The 19,973-nt window shown below is 67.3% G+C and carries 21 protein-coding genes; 14 read left to right on the top strand and 7 right to left on the bottom strand.

Translation table 11 applies throughout. From position 1 onward, the window contains the following. Positions 1-66 precede the first annotated feature (66 nt). From AC1RU4_RS15090 to AC1RU4_RS15075, 4 genes are read left to right on the top strand one after another with little or no spacing between them, the layout of a single operon-like run. The gene (locus AC1RU4_RS15090; RefSeq protein WP_492891919.1) at positions 67-528 is read left to right on the top strand and encodes a MarR family winged helix-turn-helix transcriptional regulator; all 462 of its coding nucleotides are present in this window, start codon (positions 67-69) and stop codon (positions 526-528) included. Continuing rightward, positions 525-2,606, top strand: coding sequence for an FUSC family protein (locus tag AC1RU4_RS15085; RefSeq protein ID WP_492891918.1), 2,082 nt, complete (start codon positions 525-527; stop codon positions 2,604-2,606). The genes AC1RU4_RS15090 and AC1RU4_RS15085 overlap by 4 nt, the downstream gene beginning before the upstream one ends. A gap of 3 nt (positions 2,607-2,609) precedes the next feature. Continuing rightward, entirely contained in the window at positions 2,610-2,819 is a 210-nt protein-coding gene (locus tag AC1RU4_RS15080; RefSeq protein WP_492891917.1) for a DUF1656 domain-containing protein, read from the top strand. After that, positions 2,816-3,679 (top strand): efflux RND transporter periplasmic adaptor subunit, encoded by an 864-nt coding sequence (locus AC1RU4_RS15075; RefSeq protein WP_492891916.1) that lies wholly within the window; start codon positions 2,816-2,818, stop codon positions 3,677-3,679. Before AC1RU4_RS15080 ends, AC1RU4_RS15075 begins: the two co-directional genes overlap by 4 nt. Before the next feature lie 17 nt (positions 3,680-3,696). Here the strand turns inward: AC1RU4_RS15075 and AC1RU4_RS15070 are convergent, their stop codons facing one another. Next, complete coding sequence (locus AC1RU4_RS15070; RefSeq protein ID WP_492891915.1) at positions 3,697-4,326, bottom strand: TetR/AcrR family transcriptional regulator; 630 nt, start codon at positions 4,324-4,326, stop codon at positions 3,697-3,699. A gap of 133 nt (positions 4,327-4,459) precedes the next feature. On the opposite strand from AC1RU4_RS15070, the gene AC1RU4_RS15065 reads away from it, so the two are divergent. The 5 genes from AC1RU4_RS15065 (at position 4,460) to AC1RU4_RS15045 (ending at position 9,188) form a co-directional block, all read left to right on the top strand. Beyond that, complete coding sequence (locus tag AC1RU4_RS15065; RefSeq protein WP_492891914.1) at positions 4,460-5,542, top strand: putative urea ABC transporter substrate-binding protein; 1,083 nt, start codon at positions 4,460-4,462, stop codon at positions 5,540-5,542. Between the two features lie 89 nt (positions 5,543-5,631). After that, complete coding sequence (locus AC1RU4_RS15060; RefSeq protein WP_492891913.1) at positions 5,632-6,450, top strand: ABC transporter permease; 819 nt, start codon at positions 5,632-5,634, stop codon at positions 6,448-6,450. Further along, positions 6,451-7,287, top strand: a complete 837-nt coding sequence (locus tag AC1RU4_RS15055) for an ABC transporter ATP-binding protein (RefSeq protein WP_492891912.1) — start codon at positions 6,451-6,453, stop codon at positions 7,285-7,287. It begins immediately after the preceding gene. A gap of 6 nt (positions 7,288-7,293) precedes the next feature. Next, positions 7,294-8,607, top strand: a complete 1,314-nt coding sequence (locus AC1RU4_RS15050) for an NtaA/DmoA family FMN-dependent monooxygenase (protein WP_492891911.1) — start codon at positions 7,294-7,296, stop codon at positions 8,605-8,607. A gap of 41 nt (positions 8,608-8,648) precedes the next feature. Then, the gene (locus AC1RU4_RS15045) at positions 8,649-9,188 is read left to right on the top strand and encodes a flavin reductase (protein WP_492891910.1); all 540 of its coding nucleotides are present in this window, start codon (positions 8,649-8,651) and stop codon (positions 9,186-9,188) included. Positions 9,189-9,262: 74 nt separating this feature from the next. On the opposite strand, the gene AC1RU4_RS15040 is transcribed toward AC1RU4_RS15045, so the two are convergent. Both AC1RU4_RS15040 and AC1RU4_RS15035 read right to left on the bottom strand, forming a co-directional pair. Further along, positions 9,263-10,018 (bottom strand): SDR family oxidoreductase, encoded by a 756-nt coding sequence (locus tag AC1RU4_RS15040; protein ID WP_492891909.1) that lies wholly within the window; start codon positions 10,016-10,018, stop codon positions 9,263-9,265. Positions 10,019-10,178: 160 nt separating this feature from the next. Further along, a complete protein-coding gene (locus AC1RU4_RS15035; RefSeq protein WP_492891908.1) occupies positions 10,179-11,015 on the bottom strand; it encodes an alpha/beta fold hydrolase in 837 nt (278 codons plus the stop codon). Between the two features lie 240 nt (positions 11,016-11,255). On the opposite strand from AC1RU4_RS15035, the gene AC1RU4_RS15030 reads away from it, so the two are divergent. Beyond that, positions 11,256-12,227, top strand: coding sequence for a GlxA family transcriptional regulator (locus tag AC1RU4_RS15030; protein WP_492891907.1), 972 nt, complete (start codon positions 11,256-11,258; stop codon positions 12,225-12,227). A gap of 131 nt (positions 12,228-12,358) precedes the next feature. On the opposite strand, the gene AC1RU4_RS15025 is transcribed toward AC1RU4_RS15030, so the two are convergent. From AC1RU4_RS15025 to AC1RU4_RS15015, 3 genes are all read right to left on the bottom strand, one after another. Further along, entirely contained in the window at positions 12,359-12,664 is a 306-nt protein-coding gene (locus AC1RU4_RS15025) for a hypothetical protein (protein ID WP_492891906.1), read from the bottom strand. 131 nt (positions 12,665-12,795) lie between these two features. Next, positions 12,796-14,358: a sensor domain-containing diguanylate cyclase gene (locus tag AC1RU4_RS15020; RefSeq protein WP_492891905.1), complete on the bottom strand. Its 1,563-nt coding sequence runs from the start codon at positions 14,356-14,358 to the stop codon at positions 12,796-12,798. 298 nt (positions 14,359-14,656) lie between these two features. Then, complete coding sequence (locus AC1RU4_RS15015; RefSeq protein ID WP_492891904.1) at positions 14,657-14,977, bottom strand: hypothetical protein; 321 nt, start codon at positions 14,975-14,977, stop codon at positions 14,657-14,659. Positions 14,978-15,153: 176 nt separating this feature from the next. Between AC1RU4_RS15015 and AC1RU4_RS15010 the strand changes: the two genes are divergently transcribed. Genes AC1RU4_RS15010 through AC1RU4_RS14995 form a run of 4 tightly spaced genes read left to right on the top strand, consistent with a single transcriptional unit; the run spans position 15,154 to position 18,650 of the window. Beyond that, entirely contained in the window at positions 15,154-15,363 is a 210-nt protein-coding gene (locus AC1RU4_RS15010) for a hypothetical protein (protein WP_492891903.1), read from the top strand. A 37-nt stretch (positions 15,364-15,400) separates the two neighbouring features. After that, positions 15,401-17,530, top strand: a complete 2,130-nt coding sequence (locus AC1RU4_RS15005) for an FUSC family protein (protein ID WP_492891902.1) — start codon at positions 15,401-15,403, stop codon at positions 17,528-17,530. A gap of 2 nt (positions 17,531-17,532) precedes the next feature. After that, on the top strand, positions 17,533-17,757 hold the full coding sequence (locus tag AC1RU4_RS15000) for a DUF1656 domain-containing protein (protein ID WP_492891901.1): 225 nt from the start codon (positions 17,533-17,535) through the stop codon (positions 17,755-17,757). Beyond that, on the top strand, positions 17,754-18,650 hold the full coding sequence (locus AC1RU4_RS14995; protein ID WP_492891900.1) for an efflux RND transporter periplasmic adaptor subunit: 897 nt from the start codon (positions 17,754-17,756) through the stop codon (positions 18,648-18,650). Before AC1RU4_RS15000 ends, AC1RU4_RS14995 begins: the two co-directional genes overlap by 4 nt. A gap of 125 nt (positions 18,651-18,775) precedes the next feature. Here AC1RU4_RS14995 and AC1RU4_RS14990 read toward each other — a convergent pair whose 3' ends face one another. Beyond that, the gene (locus AC1RU4_RS14990; protein ID WP_492891899.1) at positions 18,776-19,963 is read right to left on the bottom strand and encodes a trans-sulfuration enzyme family protein; all 1,188 of its coding nucleotides are present in this window, start codon (positions 19,961-19,963) and stop codon (positions 18,776-18,778) included. Positions 19,964-19,973 lie beyond the last annotated feature (10 nt).

Genomic DNA, 19,973 nt, shown 5'->3' with positions numbered 1-19,973 from the left:
CTCCGCGGCGACGAAAAGTGGCGGGCACCCTTGCCATATAATTGATAGGATACTACTTATTAGCTTATGAACGATATCGATCACCTGCAGCGCCAGCTCACCGCGCAGCTTCTCCAGGCTGGACGCCATTGGCGTCGCATTGCCGAGCGCGGGCTGGAAAACCTCGGTATTTCAGAAGCTTGCGCCGCGCCTCTGCTCTGGGCCAGCCGGCTCGGGGGCGGGGTGCGCCAGGTGACGCTCGCCACCCATGTCGGCATCGAGGGGCCCTCGCTGGTGCGGCTGCTCGACCAGCTGGTCGCCGCCGGCCTGGTCTTGCGCAAGGAAGACCCGACCGACCGCCGGGCCAAGACGATCTGGCTCACCGGGGCCGGCGAGGAACTGAGTGCCCGGATCGAGGACGTGCTGGTCGAGCGGCGCGGGCAGGTGCTCGCCGGGATCGACGAGGCGGACATCCTCGCCACCCTGCGCGTCCTCAAGGCGTTCGAGGCGGCATCCGCCCGCACGCCGGACGAGGAGACGGCATCGTGAACCTGCCGTCGTCGCGGGATTTGCTGTTTTCCGCCAAGGCCTTCCTTGCCTCGATGCTGGCGCTCTACATCGCGCTGGCCTTCGACCTGCCACGCCCCTACTGGGCGATGGCGGCGGTCTATGTCGTCGCCAATCCGCTGGCCGGCGCCACCAGTTCCAAGGGCCTCTACCGTGCCCTCGGCACGTTGATCGGCGCCAGCGCCTCCGTCTTTCTGGTGCCCCTGTTCGTCAATGCGCCGGAGCTGCTGTCGCTGGTGGTCGCCCTGTGGACCGGCTGCCTGCTCTATGTCTCGATGCTCGACCGCACCCCGCGCAGCTATGTGTTCATGCTCGCCGGCTACAGCCTGCCGCTGATCGCGCTGCCGGTGATCGGCACGCCCGAACTGATCTTCGACACCGCGGTCGCCCGCGCCGAGGAGATCATCATCGGCATCACCTGCGCCAGCGTGGTCGGCGCGGTGGTGTTTCCCACCAGTGTCGGCACCGCGCTGTCCGCCCGCCTGCGCGGCTGGCTCGGCGATGCCGGCGACTGGGCCGGCGAGATCCTGCGCGGGGAGGGGGCCGTGCCGGCGACGCCGCTGCGCCGCCAGAAGCTCGCTGCTGACATTGCCGGCCTCGATCTGGTCATCAGCCAGCTCGCCTATGATGCCGCCACGCGCGATGTCGTTGGCCATGCACGTGAATTGCGCGGCCGGCTGCTCATGCTGCTGCCGCTGCTCTCCTCGCTCGCCGATCGCCTCCACGCGCTGAAGGCACAGGACGGCGCGCTGCCGGCCGATCTCTCGACCGTGCTGGCGCGGGCGGCCGCCTGGATCGGCCGCGATGCGGCGGCCAAGGCGGATGATGAGCGTGACGGGCAGGAGCGTGACGCGCTGGTTCTCGCCATCGCCGCCGCCCGCCCGCGCGAGCCGTCGGATTGGGGCGGCCTGATGCGCGCCAGCGCGCTCGACCGGCTCCGGGAGATCGTCGACCTCTGGTCCGACTGCCTGGCGCTGCAGAAGGAGATCGGGCGGGGCCCGCATGCGCAGACGTTCCAGCTCCGGTTCCGCAACCGCCGGGTGGTCGGCCGGGTGCATCACTACGACTACAGCCTGATGCTGTTCTCCGCCGCCTCCTGTTCGCTCGCCACGCTCATGGCCTCGGCGTTCTGGATCGCCAGCGGCTGGTCGAGCGGTGGCTCGGCGGTGATGATGACGGCGGTGGCCTGCTCCTTCTTCGCGGCGATGGACCGGCCGGCCCCGTTCATCCGCTCGATGACGATCTGGTGCGGCGTCAGCATTGGGGTCGCCGGCGTCTATCTGTTCGGCGTGCTGCCCTTCGTGCACGATTTCGAGACGCTGGCGCTGGTCTTCGCCCCGAGCTTCCTGCTGTTCGGCCTGCTCATTCCCCGCCCCCAGTTCACCATGCTGGCCATGTTGATGACCGTGAACACCGCTTCCTTCGTGGCGCTGCAGAACCGCTACAGCGTCGATTTCGCCACCTTCCTCAATGAAGGCATGGCGGCCATGGCCGGGCTGACCTTCGCCTTCGTCTGGACGCTGGTCGCCCGCCCGTTCGGCGCGGAGCTTGCGGCACGGCGTCTCGTCCTTGCCGGCTGGGCCGATCTGGCGCGCACCGCCGAAGGCGCGCGGCGCCAGGATCAGGACCTGCTGGCGGCGCGCCTGCTCGACCGTCTCGGCCAGCTGGTTCCGCGGCTTGCCGCCGTCGACGACCGCGAACTCGCCAAGGTCGACGGCTTCGCGGAGGTGCGCGTCGGCTTCAATATCATCGAACTGCACAAGGCGCGTCCGCGCGTCGGCCTTGCCTGTGCGCAGGCCATCGACCTGGTGCTGGCGGAGGTGGCGAAGCTCTATCGCGAACGCCTCGCCCGCCGCCGCTTCACCGAACCGTCGGCCGAGCTGTGCGCCGGGCTCGACGCGGCCCTTGCGGAGGCGGCGGCCGTGACGGGCGAGAACGGCCGCCGGGCGACCGATGCGCTGGTCGGGCTGCGCCGCGTGTTCTTCTCCGAGCAGGCGGGGCCCTCGGGCGGATTCGTGCCGCACGAGCGGGCGCGGCCGATGCTCGTGGCTGCGGAGTGAATCATGCTCGCCGAACTCGACGTCTACGGAGTCTACATCCCGAACCTGCTGGCGCTGATGCTGGTGGCGCTGCCGCTCAGCCTCGTCGTCCGCCGCGTGCTCGCCTGGACGGGCGCCTATGCGTTCGTCTGGCACCGCGGCCTGTTCGACGTCGCCCTCTATGTCGTCCTTCTCCAGGGAATATCCCTGTTATCCCGTTGGTTATTCACATGAAACCGTCTTTGAACCGCGCCGTGCGCATTGCCGTCACCCTGCTCATGCTGGCCGCCGCCTTTGGCGCCGGGCGGGAATTATGGGCGCACTACATGGACGATCCCTGGACACGCGACGCCAAGGTGCGGGCGGACGTGGTCGGCGTCGCGCCGGATGTCTCCGGCTTCGTCAGCGAGATCCTCGTTGCCGACAACCAGAATGTCGCCAAGGGAGACGTGCTGTTCCGCATCGACCGCGCGCGCTTCGCCCTGGCGCTGGAGCAGGCGGAAGCCGTGCTGGAGGGCCGCAAGGCGGCGCTGGAGCAGACGCAGCGGGATCTCGCCCGCTATGACCAGCTCAAGGACGTGGTGTCGGCCCAGAAGACCGAGCAGGCGCGCACCGACGAGGCCCAGGCCGCCGCCGCCTATCGGCAGGCGATCGCCGACCGCGATCTCGCCCGGCTCAATCTCGACCGCTCCCAGGTGAAGGCTTCGGTGAACGGCACCATCACCAATCTCAACCTGCGGCCGGGCGACTATGTCACGGCCGGCACGGCCCGGATCGCGCTGGTCGATACCGATTCGCTGCGCATCGAGGGCTATTTCGAGGAGACCAAGCTCGCCCGCATACAGGTCGGCGCGCCGGTGTCGATCCGGCTGATGGGCCAGGCGCCGCTGCTGAACGGCCATGTCGAAAGCCTCGCCGCCGGCATCGAGGATCGCGAGCGCACGGTCGGCACCGGGCTGCTCGCCAACATCAACCCGACCTTCAGCTGGGTGCGCCTCGCCCAGCGCGTGCCGGTGCGGATCGCGCTCGACCATGTGCCGGCCGATGCCCATCTCGTCGCCGGCCTGACGGCAACCGTGTCGATCGAGAACTGAGCGCCGCCGCCACGCCGTCAGGAGGTGCGGCCGGCCGACGTGTTCGCACCGAGCCAGATCGGCAGGAAATCGGCGAGGTCGCGAACATCCTCGGCAATGCGATTGTCGCCGCGGCTGGCGGAGGCGTGGAAGATGCCGTCGAGCATCAGGCTGATGCGCCGCGCGGTACGGGCGGCGTCGAGCGGCGGGAAAAGCCCCTCGGCAATGCCCCGACGCAGGGCGCCCTCCAGCAGTTCCTGCTCGCGGCGATAGAAGCCGGCGATCAGCGCGTCGAGATCCGGGTCGTGGATGCGGGAGCTGGCATAGTCGGCCATCAGCTTCACCATCCGCGCCACCGTCGGGGCGATGGTGATGTGCGTCTCCAGCCAGGCGAGGATCTCGGCGAGCGGATCGGCCGGCGCGGCGCGGCGCTGCTCGTAGCCGAACACCAGCTGCTGGATGGCGTGCTCCAGCGCCCGGCTGACCAGATCGTCCTTGCTGTCGAAATAGTGGTAGAGCAGGCCGACATTCATCTCGCAGACCTGCGCGATGTCGCGCACGGTCACCACCGAGTAGTGCCGCTCGGCGAACAGCCGCAGCGCCTCTTCCAGAATCATCGCCCGGCGCTCGGCCGGGGGGAGTCGCCGGCGTGCCGCTTTTGCGGTCATTGGCAGTTCCTTCGTAGAAATACCGACTTTTCTGCCTTGCTCATATGCTAGTCGTGCCTGTTTGTTAGGCTTGCAGCCGGTATTAAGTCAACGTTTAATAGCCTGGTCCCGTCACGCGACCAGGAGCTCGTCCATGAAGCGCATCTTGAGGGCCGCCGCCGTCCTCGCCGGCCTCACCGCTGCCGTCCTCGTCGGGGTCGGCCACCCGGCCGAAGCTGCCCCCAAGAAGAGTTTCAAGGTCGCCTACACGGTCTATATCGGCTTCATGCCGTTCGCCTATATGAAACAGTCCGGCATCATGAAGAAATGGGCCGACAAGTATGGCCTCGACGTCGAGCTCATCCAGGCCAACGACTATGTCGGCAGCGTCAATCAGTTCATCGCCGGCGAGATCGACGCGGTCGGCGTCGCCAGCATGGACGGGCTCACCATGCCGGCGGCGGGCGGGGTCGACACCTCGGTCTTCCTCATCACCGATTATTCCAACGGCAACGACATCGTGCTGTCGAAGACCGCCAAGAACGTGAAGGAACTGGCCGGCCAGGACGTCTACCTGCTGCAATACAGCGTGTCGCATTATCTGCTGAACCGCGGGCTGCAGATGAACGGCGTCGAGGATCCGGCCGCGACCAAGACGGTGAACATCTCGGATACCGAGATCTCCGCCGCCTATGTCTCGCAGGACACGATGAAGCACGCGGTGTCCTGGAAGCCGCTCACCGAGGACATGCAGAAGGTTCCCGGTACCACGGTGCTGTTCGACAGCTCCAAGATCCCCGGCGAGATCATGGACGTGTTCGTCGGCAAGACCGAGGTGCTGAAGGACAATCCCGATTTCGCCAAGGCCGTCATCGGCGCCTGGTACGAGGCGATCGGCGTGCTCAAGGCCGGCGGCGCGGCGGGCAACGAGATGCGCGCGGTGATGACCAGCGCCATGGGCACCGACGAGGGCGGCCTGCAGAGCCAGATCGACACCACCCATTTCTTCTACACGCCGGCCGAAGCCTACAGCTTCCTCACCGCGGCCGAGAACGCCAAGATCTGGGACAGCATCCGCACCTTCTGCTTCCAGCAGGGCCTGTTCGGCCAGGGCGCGACCAGCGTCGACAGCATCGGCATCGAGGTCGCCAGCGGCGCGGTGCTCGGCGACAAGGGCAACATCAAGATGCGGATCAACCCGACCTTCACCAGGATGGCGGTCGACGGCAAGCTCTGACCGCCGCCTGACGCCGGGCCGCACGCCGGCCCGGCTCCCCCGCATCGCACCTGCAAAAGCGCATCCGTCCGCACAGGGAAGGCTCGCCCATGCGCCGCATCGTCAACTACGCGCCTCGACCGGGCGTGAAGGTGATACTTGCCGCCCTGCCTTTCCTGGCGGTGCTGGCCATCTATCTCCTCGGCTCCAATGCCCGGCTCGCCATCGATCCGGCCGACAAGCTGATGCCGGGCTTCGCCTCCTTCTACGCGAGCATGATGCGGCTCGGCACCACGCTCGACATCGCCACCAAGCAGTATCTCCTGTGGTGGGATACCTGGCTCAGCCTGCAGCGGCTATTCCTCGGCCTCGGCATCTCCGCCCTGCTGGGACTGGTGCTGGGGATAATTGTCGGCTTCATCCCCTACCTGCGCGCGACCTTCGAACCCTTCTTCGCCGCCTTTTCGCTGATCCCGCCGCTCGCCGTGCTGCCGATCCTGTTCATCCTGTTCGGCCTCGGCGAATTGTCGAAGATCGTGCTCATCGTCTTCGGCATCGCGCCCTTCATCATCCGCGACGTGATGCTGCGCGTGGCCTCGCTGCCAGCCGAGCAGATCGTCAAGGCCCAGACGCTCGGCGCCTCGTCCTGGCAGATGATCACCGGCGTGGTGGTGCCGCAGGTATTGCCGCGGCTGATCGATTCGGTGCGCCTGTCGCTCGGCGCCGCCTGGCTGTTCGTCATCGCGGCGGAGGCGATCACCGCCGAGGGCGGGCTCGGCTACCGCATCTTCCTGGTGCGGCGCTACCTCGCCATGGACGTGATCCTGCCCTATGTCGCCTGGATCACCCTGCTCGCCTTCCTCATGGATTTCGCATTGCGCAAGCTCGCGGCGGCGGCGTTTCCGTGGGACCGGATCAAGGCGGCCTGAATGACCACCATCCATTTCGACAATGTCTGGAAGGAATATGACGACCGGGTCGTGCTCGAGCGCGTCAACCTGACGCTCGACGACCACGAGTTCCTCGTCATCATCGGCCCCTCCGGCGTCGGCAAGACCACGCTGCTGCGCATGCTGCTCAGCCAGGAGATCCCGACCCGCGGGCGCATCCTCATCGACGGCGAACCGATCGCCGCCGAGCCGACCGCCGATCGCGGCGTGGTGTTCCAGCGCTATTCGGTGTTCCCGCATCGAACCGTATTGGGCAACGTGATGATGGGCCCGACATGGGCGGCGTCGCCGATCCTCGGCCGGCTGTTCGGCACCAGCCGCCGCGAACTCGAAGCGCGCGCCATGTCGCTGCTGACGCGGGTCGGGCTCGGCGAGCATGCCGGGAAATATCCCGCCCAGCTCTCCGGCGGCATGCAGCAGCGGCTCGCCCTGGCGCAGGCGCTGATCATGCGGCCCAAGGTGCTGCTGCTCGACGAGCCCTTCGGCGCGCTCGACCCCGGCACCCGCAAGTCGATGCACGAACTGGTGCGCGAATTGTGGGAGGAGAACGCGATGACCATCGTGATGGTCACCCACGACCTGCCCGAGGCGTTCCTGCTCGGGACGCGCGTCGTCGCCGTCGACCGGCCACGCGCGGACCCGCAGGCGCCCGAGCGGTTCGGCGCCACCATCGTCTCCGATTTCGAGGCCAAGTGCCGTGTCGCGCGCGAGTCGCGGCGGTTCGAGGCCGAGCGCGAGCGGGCGCGCCTCACCCTGATCTCCGATGTTTTCGTATCCGCCGGCGGCGTCCGTGCCCCGGCACTCGTGAAGGAATGACCGGTAATGGCCGACAAGCGCTTCCACCTCGCCTGGTTCATGAATTTCACGCCGGATGAATGGCGCGAGACCTTCGGGCAGGGCGGCTATCCCTGGGACGGCCAGTTCTATGTCGAGATGGCGCAGACGCTGGAGCGGGCGTGCTTCGACTACATCATGATCGAGGACAAGCTCATGGTGCCGGAAACCTATGGCCGTTCGCGCGACCTCTCGCTGAAGAGCGCGATGATGGTGCCGAAGCACGATCCGGCGCCGCTGGCCGTCGCCATGGGCATGGCCACCCGCCATCTCGGCGTCGTCGCCACCCTGTCGACCATGGCCTATCCGCCCTTCATGCTGGCGCGCCTGTGCTCGACCATCGACAGCCTGACGCGCGGGCGCTTCGGCTGGAACGTCGTCACCTCGGCCGAGGATCTCGCCGCGCAGAATTTCGGCATGGACAAGCTGCCCGCCCGCGAGGATCGCTATGCCATGGCGGACGAATATATGGAGGTGGTCGGCAAGCTGTTCGACTCGTGGGAGCCGGATGCGGTGGTGCTCGACCGCAAGGCCGGCCTTTACGCCGACGGCTCCAAGGTTCACACGATCGACCACAAGGGCAAGTATTTCCAGGTTCGCGGGCCGCTCAACACCGTGCCGTCGCCGCAGAGGCGGCCGGTCTACGTGCAGGCGGGCGCCTCGCCGCGCGGGCGCGACTTCGCCGCGCAGCATGCGGATTCGATCATCTCCGTCGCCAACGGCGTCGAGGGGATGAAGGCATTCCGTGACGATATCCGCGCCCGGGCGGCGAAGATCGGCCGCGATCCCGACGAGATCAAGGTGCTGTTCTGCATTACCCCGACCCTGGGCGAGACCGAGGAGGAGGCGAAGGCGAAATACCACCGCGTCACCACGTCCGACAATTTCGTCACCGACGTGCTTATCTCCATTTCCGCCATCACCGAGATCGACTTTGCGCAGTTCGACGTCGACAAGCCGCTGCCGGAAAAGCTGATAACCAATGGCGAGTCCGGGACGCTCGACAAGTTCCAGCAATGGGGCTCCGGCAAGACGCTGCGCGAACTGGCGGCGGATGGCGGCGGCGGCCTCGTCTCCTCGCTGGAACTGATCGGCACGCCGGACCAGGTCGCCGACAAGATGGAGGCGGCGATGGCAGAGGTCGGCGGCGACGGCTTCCTCATCACCACGCCGGTGCTGCGGGTGAGCCGCCGCTACCTGACCGAGATCGCCGACGGGCTGGTGCCGGAGCTGCAGCGGCGCGGCCTGACCCGGACCGCGTATCAGCACCAGCTGCTGCGCGACAATCTGCGCGAGTTCTGAGGATGCTTCGCGTAAACGGGGCATCGAGCGAGGAGACCCCGATGGGCAAGGTTCCGCGACCGAAAGCCGAGCCGCCGGAACATGTGCCTGCGCCGGTGGGGCGTCAGGAATATCGCGACGCCATGGCGCGGCTCGGCGCCGCGGTGAACGTGGTGACGACCGATGGGCCTGGCGGGCGCCACGGTTTCACCGCCTCCGCCGTCTGCAGCGTCACCGACACACCGCCGACGCTGCTGGTCTGCCTCAACCGGGGCAGCTCGGCGAGCAAGGTGATCCATGCGAACGGCGTGCTGTGCGTCAACACGCTGGCCGCCGGGCATGAGGAATTGTCCAATCGCTTCGGTGGGCGCATCCCGCCCGCCGAACGTTTCTCCGTCGGCGAATGGCACCGCGGCATCACCGGCGCGCCGGTGCTGGTGGGCGCGCTCGCCGCCTTCGACTGCCGGATCGTGCGCCATGTCGAAGTCGGCACCCATGACGTGCTGTTCTGCGAGGTGGTCGGTCTCGGCGAAGCCGGGGCGCAGGAGGGTCTGGTCTATTTCCAACGGCGCTATCACGCGCTGGGACCGGGCGAAGGCTGACATCCGGCATTCGCCGCGGCGGGTGGCGGGCCGCAGCGATCCAGCCCGGCTATGCCGTGGGAGGCGAGGGGCCTTCAGAGGGAGAGTGGGCGGCGGCGGAGCCATGCGTCGAGGTCGGTCCGGCCGAGGCGGGCCTCGCCCAAAGGCACGAGGGAGAATTCCTCGACGCGGCCGCCGAAATAGCGGGCATCGGGATCGCCCACCACCGGCCGAGCGTCGCCCATGGCCGCGAGATAGCGCGCGACGATCGCGTCGAGAGGGGCTCGCGTCGGCCCGGCGATCTCGACGATTCCGTTCCTTGGCGAGGCGAGGGCGGTGTCCGCCACGAAGTCCGCCACATCCTCGGCGGCGATCGGCTGGAACAGGCCGGGAGCAAGCCTCACCACGCCGTCCTGCACGCCGGAGGCGGCGATGCCGCCGATGAACTCCATGAACTGGGTCGAGCGCAGGATCGTGTGGGGAATACCGGAGGCGATGATCATCTCTTCCTGCGCGACCTTGGCGAGGAAATAGCCATTGCCCGGCATGCGGTCGGTGCCGACGATCGACAGCGCGACATGGTGCCCGACGCCCGCTGCGGCTTCCGCGGCGATCAGGTTGCGCCCGGAGACGCGGAAGAATTCCAGTACGGCGCCCGGCTCGAAGGATGGCGAATTGGCGAGGTCGACGACGACCTGCGCGCCGTCGAGGGCGCCGGCCAGCCCTTCGCCGGTGAAGGCGTCGACCCCGGTGCGGGGCGAGGCGGCGACCACCTCGTGGCCGGCGTCGCGCAACAGAACGGCGACCTTGGAGCCGATGAGCCCGGTTCCGCCGATGATGACGATCTTCATGGTTCAGCCTCCTTGCCGCCAGTTGCGGCGGACAGCGCCCGCCGCTGTCATTTGATGGTAATAAAATACCAGATACCGGGCGTGCATATCCCCGATCCGCCGCTCGGGAGACGGCCGGCCGCGGCAGGCGGCCAGCCGTCGGTTCGTGTCGGGAGCCCGATCAGCCCTTGATGAAGGCGAGCAGGTCCGAATTGATCACATCGGCATGGGTGGTGCACATGCCGTGCGGGAAGCCGTCATAGCTCTTCAGCGTGGCGTGCTTGAGCAGCTTCGCCGACAGCGGCGCCGAGTCGGCATAAGGCACGATCTGGTCGTCGGTGCCGTGCATGACGAGGGTCGGTACCTCGATCATCTTCAGGTCCTCGGTGAAGTCGGTCTCCGAGAATGCCTTGATGCCCTCATAATGCGCCTTGGCGCCGCCCATCATGCCCTGCCGCCACCAATTCTCGATCACGCCCTGCGAGGTCGTCGTCCCCGGCCGGTTGAAGCCGTAGAACGGGCCGGTCGGGACATCGAGATAGAACTGGGCGCGATTATCGGCCAGCGCCTTGCGGAAGCCGTCGAACACCTCGATCGGCAGACCGCCGGGATTGGCGGCAGTCTTCAGCATGAGAGGCGGCACCGCGCCGATGATGACGAGCTTGGCGACCCGTCCCTGGGTCTGGCCGTGCCGGGCGACATAGTGGGTCGCCTCGCCGCCGCCGGTGGAGTGTCCGACATGCACGGCGTCGCTCAGGTCGAGATGCTCCACCACCGCGGCGACGTCGGCGGCGTAATGGTCCATGTCGTGGCCGTCGCTGACCTGGGTGGAACGGCCATGGCCGCGGCGGTCATGGGCGACGACCCGATAGCCGCGCTGCACGAAGAACAGCATCTGGTTGTCCCAGTCGTCGGAGGAGAGCGGCCAGCCGTGATGGAACACGATCGGCTGCCCCTCCTTCGGGCCCCAGTCCTTGAAGAAGATTTCGACGCCGTCCTTGGTGGTCACCGTGGTCATGATGGTCTTCCTTGCGGGTACGAAAGTGGGTGAGGCTGTCTGAGCGAAGGCGGGAAAGTCGGCACGGCGGCGAACAGGGCCATCCCCGCATCGAGGGCGATGATATCGCGGCGATCGGAATCGATAAGTCCGCTGCGCGTAAATTCCGTCATCGGCCGCTCCCCGTATTCAATGTGGGTGAGGGATACGCTAGTCATGTGACATCGCGTCTGAAAGGACATAGATCCCGGTATTCTGGACATGACCCGAACCATCCGATTCCTCGTCTATCCGGGTTTCGTGCTCATCGATCTGTCCGGGCCGCTCGAGGCCTTCTCGATTGCCGGGCACATGGCCGGCAGCAGCTACCGGCTTGAGGTCGTGTCGGCGACGGGCGGTCCGGTCCGCAGTTCCACCGGTATCGAGGTGGTGACGCAGCCGATGATCATCGAGCCGGCCGACACGTTTCTCGTCGTCGGCGCGCCGATACCGCCCGAGGTCGAGCAACTGCGGCCGCTGGCGCGATGCGTCGCCGAGACCGCTCCGCTCATGAGGCGGGTCGCCAGCGTCTGCACCGGCGCCTTCGTGCTCGCCGAAAGCGGCCTGCTCGACGGACGGCAGGCGACCACGCACTGGTTCTTCGCGCCGGAACTGAAGGCGCGCTATCCGGCGCTGCAGGTCGAGGGCGACCGCATCTACACGCAGGACGGCCCGCTCTGGACCTCTGCCGGAATGACGGCCGGCATCGACATGGCGCTGGCCCTGATCGAGGAGGACCTCGGCAAGGACATCGCCCAGGCCGCCGCGCGGATGCTGGTCGTCTATTATCGCCGCCCAGGCGGCCAGAACCAGTTCTCCTCGCTGCTCGACTTCGATCCCGGCTCCGACCGCATCCGCCGCAGCCTCAGCTATGCACGCGAGAACCTCGCCGAACGCCTTTCCGTCGAGCAGCTGGCGGAGGTGGCGCATCTGAGCGTGCGCCAGTTCGGTCGTGCCTTCACCGCCTCGACCGGCATGACACCGGCCAAGGCGATCGAGCGTCTACGGGTGGATTCCGCGCGGCCGATGGTCGAGGACGGCCGCCGGAGCTTCGACGAGATCGCCCGATTGGTCGGCTTCGTCGATCCCGAGCGCATGTGCGAGAGCTTCCTGCGTACGCTCGGCCATACCCCGCAGGAACTGCGCCGCGTGATGCGACGGCTCGATGCGGGCGAGGACCGGCTGTCGGCGTGAGGCGGCCGCTGGAAGGCGCCGCTAGCGGAGCGTCGGCTCCACCTGCCTGCGATCAGCCGCGCGATGCCGGATGCCGACCCGCAAAATCGACATGCCAGGCTTCTGCTTCTCTCAACCCTCTCCCGATGCCGTCAGGCCCGAGCCGCTCCGGTGGGGTTCTCGCCACCCAGCAGGCTTTCGCCGCTGGCGGCGCCGGGAACGATGATGACGACCTCGCGCCCCGCCCGGATCGCATTGGCGGCACCGGCAACGGCGGCTTCGAACGCGGCCTCCCTGGTAGCGTAACCCATGCCGCGTTCGCCGTCATAGGCGACGTGCCAATCGGCTTCGCGTCCAACGATTTCATAGGTTTCGCGTGCCGCAGACGGCGTTCCGAGCGAGCCGCGGGCAGGTGTCTCACCGGGCGTCTCGGTGGCAGTCAGAAAGACTTCACCCATTTCCGTTCTCCCTGGTGCTTACCCAGGGAGAACGTTCCGTGCCGCGGCAGGGTTCCGCCAGCTTTCGCAGCGCTGGCCGACGGTTCCGGTCCTACGATCCCGCGAAAGCGGCGTGGCGCGCCGTCGCTACCTCAGTGCCGGGTCGGCGGGGCATCCAGCGACGGGGCCGCGGGCTGATGGGTCGCCAGCTCGCCGCGCACCACCCGGTCGCGTCCCTCGCGTTTCGCGGCATACACGCCCCGGTCCGCCGTCTCCAGCAGCGCGGCGGGGGAAATCGCTTCGCCGGCGAGGGTGCTGGCGATGCCGATGCTGATGGTGCTGGCCGGAATGGTCGTGGAGCCCATCGGAAGCGAGGTTTGCGCCAAGGTCATGCGGACCTTCTCGGCAAGAAAATGCGCGCCGTCCGAGCCGGTATCCGGCAGGATGATCGCGAACTCCTCGCCGCCGATCCGTGCGGGAAGATCTCCGGGCCGCCGTGCGCACTGGTCGATGGCAAGCGCCAGAAGCTTCAGCATTTCATCGCCGACCGCATGGCCGTAGCGGTCGTTCAGCTGCTTGAAATTGTCGGCATCGATCAGCATTACCGAAAGCAGGCCGTTCGTCCGCACGGCGCGGCGCCACTCCCTGCTCAGCACCTCGTCGAAGCGGCGGCGGTTGGCGAGGCCGGTGAGCGCATCCGTGGTCGCCAGCAATGCGAGATCGGCCTCTGCCCGTGTCCGCTGGCGAAGCTCCCGCCGCAGCAGCACGGCCAGCGCCACCAGCGCGGCGCTGACCAGCCCCGCCATGATGGCGATGACGAGGGATCGGCTGCGCCAGGCGGCGAAGATCGGCTCGGTGGCCATGCCGACATTCACGATCAGATCCGTACCGGCGACGCGGGTGAAGCTGTACATGCGATCGACATGGTCGATGGTTGCCGTCGCGGTGAACGAGCCGGTCCCTTCGCGCCTGATCCGCAGGAAATTGGGGCTGGTCGACAGGTCGAGTCCGACATCGCCGTCGCCATTGGCGGAGGGTTGCCGCATCAGCACCCGGCCCCCGTCGTTGAGGACCACCATCACGTCCTTCGGATCCAGCTCCATGACGCGCATGAGCGAGCGGATGAACTCCAGCCGCACCGCGATCAGCGCGACCCCGGCGAAGCTGCCGTCCGGCTTGGTGAGGCGGCGGCTCAGCGCAATGCTCCAGTCACCGTTGCGGAGCCGGCTCTGATAGGGCTGGCTGATATAGGTCCCGAAATCGGCCTTGATCTGATGGACCTTGAAGTAGTCGCGGTCGGAAAAATTGGCCGTGCGCGGTTGGATCGCTGAATCGGCGACGATGTCGCCATGCTCGTCGAGGATTAGGATCGAGCCGACATATTCGGCGCCATTGGCGATGTTCGCGAGCATTCGCTGCCAGAACGTCGGCGGAAGCGTACTGAACGACGGATCCTGAAGCTCCTGCGCCACCAGGCCGAGGGCGGCATCGTATTTCTGGATATGGCGCTCGACATGGGTGGCGATGGCACGGGCCATATTGGTCTCCGCGAGCAGGGCGCGCTCCCAGGCGTCCTCCCGCGATTGCCACAGCGCGATGCCGATCGTCGCCAGCACGGCAACGGCGGCGAAAAGGCTGCCGATGACCAGGAGACGCTGATGGCGCTCCAGGTTGCCCCTGCCATCCCGGGCCGTTCCCTTGTGCTGTCCGTCCATTCCGTCTCCCGGACAATCACAGATAATGCATGCGGTTGTATCAGGCTAACCCGCGCCGGCATTCCGGGCGAGCCGATTTCACATTCTACGGGTCATTCTTCGGCCTCTCCCCGAGGATATCCGGCCCGGAGGCGCCGGTACCGGACGAGCGGCGCTGCCGGGGAACTTCGGCGCCTGCCATTCGTTCACAATCTTGACGCACACGTCAGCCGTGGCTTCGGCACATCAAGTCGGCAAGTGCACCATGATACATGGCAGCTTCAAAGGGGCCGGCTGGCTCCGCACCCGATCGTTCGGTTCATCCACCGCGACCTATGAGCTTGCGCTTCACGATCAGGGTGCCCGGCAGGACGTGGTCACCGCGACAGGTATCCTCAGCGCCGAAGTCGCCACCATGATTGAAGCGCGCAATTCCGGCAAAGCGGTCCTGGTTCTCGAATCCGGCCACCCGGTGAAGATCGAGATAACCGAGCTTACACCTGCCGGCCTCGCGTTCAGCGTGCCTGACGACGTCTCGAAGCTCCAGCGTCTCCTGACGCCCTGAAAATTCACCGCGAACGGTGAGGCCGCTGCCCTCGTCGATCGCCTCCGGCCTGTCGTGGCGAGCGAGATCCGTCATGGTACTCCGCACCGACGAACGGCCGTTCCGCCGATGCCGGGCGGCTCCTTGAATGTTGCCTCGCCAGGCTCGCTGTGGCTCAATGTTCCCCGTTCCAGACGCAGACCCACAGGTGTGCAGACGCGTGTTGCGTTTCGTTGCCGTTCGCACTCCTCCGCCCGGCCACGGAGGCAATCATGGATCTTCAGATTGTTTGTCGGCAGTGCGGCGACACCCGCTTTTCGTTCGATCAGGCGGATGGAGACCATGCGCCGGTAAAATGTGTCGGCTGCGGCTGGCTGTTCGGATCGGTCGAGCAATTGCAGGATCATCTGCTGGCGCAGGCCAAGGCGCAGGTGCAGTCGGATCAGTCCGGCATCTTCGCCATGAAGCCGTATCGAAGCTAGGCGGAGGGGACGTATCCGGCGGCCGAAGTGGAGCGTGATGAGCGTCGCTGGGACGGAAGCCGGTCGCGGAGGCGGCAGATTCTCGGTCGATCTCGGCTGGCGCAATGTCGTCTTCGCCTTGCGGACCGCGGTCGCAGCCATCGTCGCCCTGGCGATCGCCTACTGGCTGGAGCTTCGCGATCCCCAATGGGCAACGCTGACCGTCTATCTCCTCGCGCAGCCCACCGTCGGTGCCGCGATGGCCAAGGGTACCTGTCGCGCCGCCGGGACCGTCGCCGGCGGGCTCGTCGGACTGGCGCTGGTCGGGATGTTCTCGCAGGAAGCGGAGCTTCTCGTCGGCGCGACCGCCTTCGTGGTCGGCGCGAGCTTCTATTTCGGCGCACGGCTGCGCAATTATGCGGCCTATGCGGTTCTGCTTGCCGGCTATACGGCGCTCCTCATCGCCTATGAAGGGGCGATGGATCCGGTCGTCGCGTGGATCGTCGCCGGCGACCGCGTCGCCGAGATTCTCATCGGCATCGCCTGCGGCACCGCGGCGAGCGCGATCGTGCTGCCGCGCTATGCCGGCGACGTTTTGCGCGAGGCGCTCGCCGACACCTTCCGCAGCCTCGCGCGCTACGTGTCGACGGCGCTGCGCCTCGCCTCGCCGCCCGCCGCCTTCGTGGCGATGCGCCGGCAGATGGTCGCCGAGGCGATTTCGTTCGACGCCCTGCGATCCTATGCGCTCTTCGAGGCGCCGGAGATGCGCGCCGACGCGCGCGGCCTCGCCCGCACCGTGCGGGAATTCCTTGTCGTGCTCTCCATAGCGCGCGGCCTGTTCTTCCGCCTCGACGATTTCGGCAAGGACGGGGCGCCGGCGGTGCTGGCTTGCATGCGACCGGCGCTGGAGGCGACGGCGGCACGTATCGAGCGGCTCGCGGCAGATGACACGGTTTGGGACGATGCGCAGGCCCTGCGTCGCGAACTGCTGGCGGCGCGATCGGGGATCGCCACCGCCGCCGCCGACCTTGAGGCCATGGCCGGAACGGCTCCCTTCGATGCGCTCGCCAACGGGCTGCTGATCCTGCGCCGGGCGGGCGATCTGCTCCACGGCCTGTCCATGGTGGTGGTCGCCGAGGCGGCGAGCCTGCGCCGCGCGCGGGGCTCGGGCGCGGGCCGCCGCCGTCGATCGGCCGCGGAAGGGTCGCTGGAAGCGCTCGCCAATGCGGTTCGCGCCGCTCTCGCCATCGTGCTCCTCAGTGCGGTGTGGATGGCCACCGGCTGGAGCAGCGGTTTCTCGATCGTCTCCGGCGGCGCCACCATGCTGTTCTTCGCCGTCAACCAGGACAATCCGCAGGCAGGCGCGCGCTCGTTCCTCGTCGGCAGCGTCGTCGGCATCGGGCTCGCCTATGCGGTCATGGTGCTGGTGCTGCCCTATCTCGAAGGGTTCGAGGCGCTGGCGCTGGTGCTGGTCCTGGTGCTGCTGCCGGCCGGGCTGATGGCGGGCACGCCGAGCCATGCCTGGACCGGCATCGCCCTCGGCGGCTTCACCATCGCCGAGGTGGGGACCGGCAACGCGGCGGCGCCGGATGAGCTCGCCTTCGTCAACGCGGCGGCCGCGCTGGTCCTCGGCATGGTCATCTGTCTCGCCGTCATCGCCGCGGTGCCGGTGACCTCGCGCGCCCGGCGCGACCAGAGCTGGGAACGCACCCTCGGCGTCGTGCTGCCGGCGGTGGCGCGCGGCGAGGTGGTGCCGAGGCGGGCTTTCGACGAGATCGTCGCCATGCTTTCCGCGTTGCTGCCGCGCCTTGCGCTCGACCGTTCGCGCGACGAGGTGTTCTTTCGCGGCACGCTGGGCGCCGCCTCCACGGCGCTTGAGCTCGGCCGGCTGGTCCGCGGCATCGCCGATCCGGCAATGCCGCGCGATGTCGCCCGCGAACTGGAAGCGTTCCTCGAACGGTTCGCCGCCGCGCTCGAAGCGCTGGCAGGCAGCCGCGCCGCCCGGCCTTTGCCGCTCGCCGAGGTCGAGGTGGTGGTCGCGACGGCGCGCGTCGCGCTCGCCGCGCGCCGCCTGGAGCCGGGCACGCCGGCGGCGCGGGCGGTGCTGCGGGCCGGCGCCTCGCTGCGTTTCGTCGCTGACCGCTTCGCCATCGACCGTCCCTATTTCGAACGCGGCTTCGGGAGCTGAGCATGCGCGCGCCGAGCCTCGCTCTGTTCCACACCGTCGAATTCCTCGGTTTCTACCTCCCACCGATGCTGCTCTGGGCGGCACTGGCGCTGGTGCCCTTCGCGGCCATCCGGTGGCTGATGGGGCGGTTCGGCCTTTATCGCCATGTCTGGCATCGATCCCTGTTCAATCTTGCCCTCTATGTGCTGATGGTGGGCTTCGTGGTCTTCCTCGGGAGCGGTGCATGATCGGGACGGCATCGGCCCTGCGCGTGGCGGTGACGGCAGTTGCGGTGATCGCGGCCGGGCTCGTCGGCTGGTGGCTGTGGGACTTCTATGCGCTGTCGCCCTGGACGCGGGACGCCCGCGTGCAGGCCAACGTTGTCGAGCTGGCGCCCGACGTGTCGGGGCTCGTCACCTCGATCGCGGTCGTCGACAACCAGGCCGTGGCCAGGGGCGACGTGCTTTTCGTGATCGACCGGCAGCGTTTCGCCCTCGCCGCCGAGCAGGCGCAGGCAAGCGTCGCCCAGGCCGAGCAGGCGCTCAAGCTCGCGCAGGACAATGCCGACCGTGACGCGAAGGTGCTGGCGAGCGACCCGAGCGCCATCTCCATCGTGACCGCGGAGACCTCACGGACCAAGGCCGGGGAGGTCGCGGCGACGCTGCAGCTCGCCCGGGCCGAACTCGCCACGGCGCAGCTCAACCTGGAGCGCAGCACGGTGCGCTCGCCGGTCAACGGCTTCGTCACCAATCTCACCGCCACGGTGGGGGACTATGCGACGGCCGGCAACGGTGTGCTGGCGGTCGTCGACCGGGATTCCTTCTACGTCTACGCCTATTTCATGGAGACCAAGCTGCCGGCCATCCGGGTGGGCGACCTTGCCGAGGTGCGGCTGATGGCGGGCGGAGTGGTGCTTGGAGGCCACGTGCAGGGGCTGAGCCGGGCCATCGCCGATCCTACGTCTGCCAATGGCCGCCTGCTCGCGGCGGTGGATCCCAATTTCGGGTGGATCCGCCTCGCACAGCGCATCCCGGTGCACATCGCGCTCGACGACATACCCGCCGATCTGTCCCTGGTGGCAGGCATGTCCGCTACCGTCGTGGTGCGCCCGTCTCCGGAACGGCATCCATCGCAACCGTAAGGACGCATATGACGCCGGCAGACCGCTCGGACAGCCGGAGCGTCAAGCTGCCAGTGCCGCAGCCGACGCCCCATCTGCAGCTCTTGGCCGTCACCCGTGCTGCAGGTTTCGCGGTCTAAGCATGCTCATTGCAGCGCCTGCGCGATATCGCCGATCAAATCATCCGCGTATTCGATGCCTACACTCAATCGCACAAGTCCCTCGGTGACGCCGCTCTTCTGACGTGCCTCGGGAGGGACCGCGCTATGGGTGGTGGTTGCGGGATGGCAGGCCAGCGAATCGGTATCTCCAACCGAGACCGCCTGCGTTACGAGTTTCAGCTTGTCCAGAAAGGCGCGGGCGGCGTCGCGCCCACTCTTCATTTCGAATGACAGGATGCCGCCGAACGATGCCATTTGGCGTGCCGCGATATCATGCCCGGGATGGTCGGGGAGGCCCGGGTAGAAGACGGTTCCGATGGCGGCGTGGCCGTTCAGATATTCCGCGATCCTCTGTGCGCTCAGCGAGGCGGCCTCCACGCGCAACGGCATGGTCTTCAGGCCGCGGATGAGCAAGCTGGCATCATGGGGGCTGAGGCAGCTTCCCAGTTGCAGCATGCCTGCCTGCCTCACCTTCCGCATCGCCTCGGCCGTGCCGACGGCTATGCCTCCCGTCGCATCCCCATGCCCGCTTATGAATTTTGTCGCAGAATGGACGACGATATCTATTCCGAGCGACAAGGGGCGGGTGAGGCATGGCGTTGCGAAAGTATTGTCCGCAACCGCCATGGCGCCTCCGTCGTGCGCAATTCTGGATGCCTCTTCGAGGTCGACGATGCCCAGAACCGGGTTCGCCGGCGTTTCGACGTAAACGACGCGTGTCCGAGGCGTCATCGCCGCTGCAAGATCCTCAAGCTTTGCAAGCTGGATGCATCGAATGCCCAGTCGCGGCAACAGCGATCTGATGACGCCCTCGGTACCGCCATACACCGTACCGACGGAGACGATCTCATCGCCTGCCGAAAGCATGGCCAGGAGCGTGGAACTGATGGCCGCCATGCCGCTTGCAAACCCGACAGCCGCCTCGCCTCCTTCCAGCGCCGCCATCTTGGCCTCGAACACGGCAACGGTGGGATTGGCGAAACGGCTGTAGAGATAGCCGGGCTTCTCGCCGGTAAATCGATCGACCCCCGTGTCGAAGTCGCCATAGGAATAGGATGACGTCGTCACGATGGGCGGAGCGATGGCGCCGGTCGCCGGATCCGGCTTTTGGCCGCCGTGCACCGCGAGCGTCCTGATGTGGATCGGACGGTCGTTTTTGCTGGGTATGGGCATCGAATTGGCG

The organism is Ancylobacter sp. GW821-FHT10E12 (assembly GCF_058809335.1).
This window is presented reverse-complemented; position numbering and strand designations above follow the sequence as displayed.

Coding starts and splice junctions, on each gene's coding strand:
- AC1RU4_RS15040 (WP_492891909.1), bottom strand. CDS start 10,018: ATGAAGATCGTCATCATCGGCGGAACCGGGCTCATCGGCTCCAAGGTC.
- AC1RU4_RS15025 (WP_492891906.1), bottom strand. CDS start 12,664: ATGGGTGAAGTCTTTCTGACTGCCACCGAGACGCCCGGTGAGACACCT.
- AC1RU4_RS15015 (WP_492891904.1), bottom strand. CDS start 14,977: ATGACGGATCTCGCTCGCCACGACAGGCCGGAGGCGATCGACGAGGGC.
- AC1RU4_RS15090 (WP_492891919.1), top strand. CDS start 67: ATGAACGATATCGATCACCTGCAGCGCCAGCTCACCGCGCAGCTTCTC.
- AC1RU4_RS15065 (WP_492891914.1), top strand. CDS start 4,460: ATGAAGCGCATCTTGAGGGCCGCCGCCGTCCTCGCCGGCCTCACCGCT.
- AC1RU4_RS15075 (WP_492891916.1), top strand. CDS start 2,816: ATGAAACCGTCTTTGAACCGCGCCGTGCGCATTGCCGTCACCCTGCTC.
- AC1RU4_RS15070 (WP_492891915.1), bottom strand. CDS start 4,326: ATGACCGCAAAAGCGGCACGCCGGCGACTCCCCCCGGCCGAGCGCCGG.
- AC1RU4_RS15045 (WP_492891910.1), top strand. CDS start 8,649: ATGGGCAAGGTTCCGCGACCGAAAGCCGAGCCGCCGGAACATGTGCCT.
- AC1RU4_RS15035 (WP_492891908.1), bottom strand. CDS start 11,015: ATGACCACGGTGACCACCAAGGACGGCGTCGAAATCTTCTTCAAGGAC.
- AC1RU4_RS14990 (WP_492891899.1), bottom strand. CDS start 19,963: ATGCCCATACCCAGCAAAAACGACCGTCCGATCCACATCAGGACGCTC.
- AC1RU4_RS14995 (WP_492891900.1), top strand. CDS start 17,754: ATGATCGGGACGGCATCGGCCCTGCGCGTGGCGGTGACGGCAGTTGCG.
- AC1RU4_RS15055 (WP_492891912.1), top strand. CDS start 6,451: ATGACCACCATCCATTTCGACAATGTCTGGAAGGAATATGACGACCGG.
- AC1RU4_RS15060 (WP_492891913.1), top strand. CDS start 5,632: ATGCGCCGCATCGTCAACTACGCGCCTCGACCGGGCGTGAAGGTGATA.
- AC1RU4_RS15010 (WP_492891903.1), top strand. CDS start 15,154: ATGGATCTTCAGATTGTTTGTCGGCAGTGCGGCGACACCCGCTTTTCG.
- AC1RU4_RS15080 (WP_492891917.1), top strand. CDS start 2,610: ATGCTCGCCGAACTCGACGTCTACGGAGTCTACATCCCGAACCTGCTG.
- AC1RU4_RS15020 (WP_492891905.1), bottom strand. CDS start 14,358: ATGGACGGACAGCACAAGGGAACGGCCCGGGATGGCAGGGGCAACCTG.
- AC1RU4_RS15000 (WP_492891901.1), top strand. CDS start 17,533: ATGCGCGCGCCGAGCCTCGCTCTGTTCCACACCGTCGAATTCCTCGGT.
- AC1RU4_RS15005 (WP_492891902.1), top strand. CDS start 15,401: ATGAGCGTCGCTGGGACGGAAGCCGGTCGCGGAGGCGGCAGATTCTCG.
- AC1RU4_RS15050 (WP_492891911.1), top strand. CDS start 7,294: ATGGCCGACAAGCGCTTCCACCTCGCCTGGTTCATGAATTTCACGCCG.
- AC1RU4_RS15030 (WP_492891907.1), top strand. CDS start 11,256: ATGACCCGAACCATCCGATTCCTCGTCTATCCGGGTTTCGTGCTCATC.